The sequence below is a fragment of the Saccharothrix sp. genome (genome assembly GCF_031180885.1).
Lineage (GTDB): Bacteria > Actinomycetota > Actinomycetes > Mycobacteriales > Pseudonocardiaceae > Actinosynnema.
In genome coordinates this window covers 55,707-59,454 of sequence record NZ_JAPSLK010000026.1, presented here as the reverse complement: position 1 = coordinate 59,454, position 3,748 = coordinate 55,707, and the positions used below count along the sequence as shown (strand labels likewise).

Below are 3,748 nucleotides of genomic sequence, written 5' to 3'. Positions count from 1 at the left end.
CGCCCGCTCGTCCGGGGTCGGCTCACGCTCGGGTGTGCCGCCGATGCGGCCGTCCTGCCCGAGTGAGGACAGCAGCCTCAGCGCGGCGAGATTGGCCTCGATCCGCGCTCTCTGCCCGGAGGGCGCGAAGTCCTCCTGGCCGCGCGGACGGAACCGGTCTAGCTCAGGTCGGCCGTCTCCTCCGGCAGGTTGAAGACCATTTCCCTCATCACCTCGTCGATCACGCTCGACGCCGAGTTCAGGCTCGCCAGGTTCGCCAGGAAGTCCTCGCTCTGGCCCGCCTCGGTCGTCCTCTCCCGCTCGGTGCGGCGCCGCTCCACTTCGACCGCGATCTCGCTCCCGAGCTGGCTGAAGAAGGCCGTCGGGTCCGCGATCCGGCCGAACTCCGCTGCCCTGGCCTTCTGCCAGTGCGCCATCGCCTGGTGGCCGTAGGTGTTCATCGTGCTCATCGTCAAACCCCTCCTGCGGTCCATTGTGCCCGGCGGGCGCGGGGTTGTTCGCGCCGGATTCGTCCCGGAGTTGGTCGGGGCGGTCGTCTGGTGAGGTCATGTCGGCTCCCCGCGGTCGGTCGACCGGTACCCGCGCGGTGGCGGATGCCGGTGTGGTTGCTGTGCTGGCGGGGGCTGCGTCGAGCGGCTGGTGGCTTAGGTCCCGGCACGGCCCGCGTGGGGTCGGGCCGCGCCGGGGTGCGCCGACGGCCGGAGAAGGGCGTCGGCACGGTGGTGGACGTGGTCGGGGGCCACGTCCCGGTCCGGGTGGTGCGATTCATCTCCCGTCCCCGTCCGGATCGCCGTCGGGATCGGCGGGGGGACCGCCGTCAGGGGCGGGTTCGGGTCGTTCGCCGTCGGCCAGCGCGTCTTCGTGGGCGACGCGGAGGGACAACCAGGTCGCCCACCGGCCGATCTCGGCCAAGCCCTGGGCGAGGTCGGCGCGAAGCCGTCCGTCCACTCCGGCCAGCACTTCGACCGCGTAACGCACGTCGTCGACGGCCTCGGTGGTGTGCTCGGTCTCCTCTTCCAGTGCCCGCACGCGCAGTTCCAGCAAGGTCTCCTGCGTCGTGACTTGCGATCCGGCCTGGCCGCCGGGGTGCGCGACCGGCTGGTCGGTCACTGTCTCGGCAGCGCTGTCGGACAGGCTGTCCGGTTCGGTGCCCTGGTGCGGGCGGGCAGTGGTCACGGCGTGGTCTCCCTCGGCTGTGCGGCGTGCAGTTCGGCCTGACCGAGGGCTTCGGAGGCGTCGCTGTGGTGCCGGGGGTGGCAGAGGTAGAACGGTCCGTACGGGCTGGTGAGGGTGGCGAGGTGGGGATCGAGGTGGTCGCGCAGGTAGACGCTGAGCCAGGTCGGCGACTCCTCCTCCGCCAGCGCGTGGTAGGCCAGGTAGAGGGCGATGAACCGCTCTACCGCGTCCACGTGTTCCCACCACCGCCGGCACCAGCGGATGCCCGCGCCCTCGCCCGAGGTGGTGGTCTTGCGCACCAGCGGGGCGATGTGGGTTTGCACCCAGGCGTGCAACACGGCGATGTCGGGCGCGTCGATCCCGCCGTCTGCCGCCTGCCCGCTGTCGCCGCCAGCGGACACCGCCGGCACGCCGGTGACGCCTAGCAGGGGCGCGAGTTCACTGCCAGGCGCGGGCACGACTTCGACTTCGGCGTCTAGTTGGGTTTGGCGTTGCGCCATCGCGCGGTCCATCGCGTCCGCCCGCTCGGCGTTGTCCACCGTGACGTCGGTGAGGATCTCCTCCAGTTCGTCCAGGCCACCGGCGGCGCGGTCGGCGGTCTCGCCTACCCGACGCACCTGCTCGGTGAGCGCGAAGTGCTCGGTCTCCAGCGCCCCCAACCGCCGTTCCAGTCGTTGCAGCCGTTCCACCACGTCGGGCGCGGTCATCGCCGGCCTCCGCCCACGGGTGCGGTTCGGGCGCGTGCCTGCTCGGCCTGCTCGCGTTCGGCCATCAGCGCCGCGGCGACCGGGTTGTCGGGCCCGAGGTAGGCGATCGCGGCCTGCTGGACCTCGTCGGTGGCCTGTCGGGAGAACGCGGTGATCTGCTGCTTCTCGGCGTCGTCCTCGGCGTACCAGGGATGCAGGTTCAGCAGCGCCGGCCGCCGCCCGGAGGTGAGCAGGATGGCGTTGGTGCGGTTCATGGCCGCGACGTCGGCGGCGCTGAGGATCCGCTCGGTGCGCAACGACCGTGAGGTCGACCGGCCGCCTGAGGAGTAGGAGGTGGAGGTCTCCTCGATCTTGTGGTCGCCGACCAGGCGGGAGACCTCCTCGGCGAAATCGGCGTCGGCGACACCGGCGCCCACGGTCTTGATGGTCGCGGCGCTCCATAGCGAATCGAAGCCCTCGCGGCCCCACACGCTGCGGCCCTGCTCGCGCGACTGCAACACGACGGTGACCAGCAACCCCATGCTGCCGAACCACGACATCCACGACGGCAACTCGGGCAGGCGCACGATGTTGGCCGCTTCGTCGAGCTGGAGCGTGATCGGTGGGTCCAGCCGACCGCCGCGGGCGCTGGCGGCCTGGACTGCGACGTCGATCAGCTCGCCGACGATCGCGGCGACGATCGGCCGGCCGCTGCCCTCACCCTCGCGGGAGAGCAGGTACAGAGTCGGGTGCTGGTCGCCGACCTTGGTGATCAGCGACCACAGGTCCAACTGCGCCACTGTGCGCGGATCGGTGGGAGGTTCCTTCCAAGTGGACGGCGGGGTCACCCAGCGCAGCAACGCTTCGGAGTCCAGGCAGGCCAGCGCCGTGGACACGCCTTCGAAGATGCCGCCCTTGGTCTCGGGAGGAAGCTCCAGGGTGGAGCGCAGGCTGACGGCCTGCGCCCCGTGCCCGGCCCGCTCCAGATAGGTGGCGGGTTCCTCCGAGCGGGTGGACACCCACATCACCACGTCGCGCAGGGTGCGTCCGCTGCATGCGGCCGCGAGGATGAGCTGTCGGAGCGTCTTGGTACTGGCCGGGGTGAAGAACGGGTCGGCCCGGCCGGAGGAGCCGGCGCCGCCGCCGACCTCGCGCATGAAGTAGGACGCCATGCGGGAGGCGCTCTCCACGTCGCGCACCGCGGAGAGCGGATCCCACCAGAACGCCTGACCCTGGTAGGTGATCCGCTGTGGGTCGAACAGCCAGATCCGGCCCCTCTTCGCCCGGACGCCGGCGGTCAGCATCCACACGTCGGGCTTGTTGCTGGTGGCGACCACCGGGCCCGGTGCGGCGATGATGTCGGGCACCACCTTGGCCGAGGTCTTGTTGCTGCGCGGGCCGCAGATGACGAGCTCGACGTCCTCCCAGCTCTTGTAGAGGTTGACGCCGCTGACGTCACCTAGGGCGACGCCGACGTCGCGTGGGAGCAGGTTCTTGGGCTTCTGCCCTGCGAGGGAGGGGCGCAGTCCCAGCGCGCGCTTGGCTATCGCCTTGTGCTGGAGGTCGCGGAAAGCCTTCGGCGAGGTCATCCACCGCATTCCGTCGCGGGGGATGCCGTGGCGCGATACAGAGACGGCCACCGTGATCGCGATCCCCAGCACCACGGCGCCTTGAAGGCCCAGGACGGCGGTGAACAGCGGCACCGACCCGTTCGGGCCGATCACTCCGGCCACGCCGTTCTTCTTCAGCGCTCCAGGAATGTCGCCGTAATCGGGCACGGTGAAGTCGCTGGCTGCGGCCAGGCGGGCGGCTATCCAGACCGCGCCCAGGGCGGCGAACACCGCGCCGATCAGGCCGGTGATTACCCAGGGTGCCACCGGTGAGGA

The 3,748-nt window shown here is 70.9% G+C and carries 4 protein-coding genes; all 4 read right to left on the bottom strand.

Annotated elements, in window-relative coordinates; genetic code table 11:
- Positions 1 to 158: 158 nt before the first annotated feature.
- A complete protein-coding gene (locus RIN75_RS26115; RefSeq protein ID WP_309114663.1) occupies positions 159 to 449 on the bottom strand; it encodes a hypothetical protein in 291 nt (96 codons plus the stop codon).
- A gap of 316 nt (positions 450 to 765) precedes the next feature.
- Entirely contained in the window at positions 766 to 1,176 is a 411-nt protein-coding gene (locus RIN75_RS26110) for a hypothetical protein (RefSeq protein WP_309114662.1), read from the bottom strand.
- Positions 1,173 to 1,883, bottom strand: coding sequence for a DUF4913 domain-containing protein (locus tag RIN75_RS26105; protein WP_309114661.1), 711 nt, complete (start codon positions 1,881 to 1,883; stop codon positions 1,173 to 1,175). Before RIN75_RS26105 ends, RIN75_RS26110 begins: the two co-directional genes overlap by 4 nt.
- The gene (locus tag RIN75_RS26100; RefSeq protein WP_309114660.1) at positions 1,880 to 3,739 is read right to left on the bottom strand and encodes a TraM recognition domain-containing protein; all 1,860 of its coding nucleotides are present in this window, start codon (positions 3,737 to 3,739) and stop codon (positions 1,880 to 1,882) included. Before RIN75_RS26100 ends, RIN75_RS26105 begins: the two co-directional genes overlap by 4 nt.
- Positions 3,740 to 3,748: the final 9 nt, after the last annotated feature.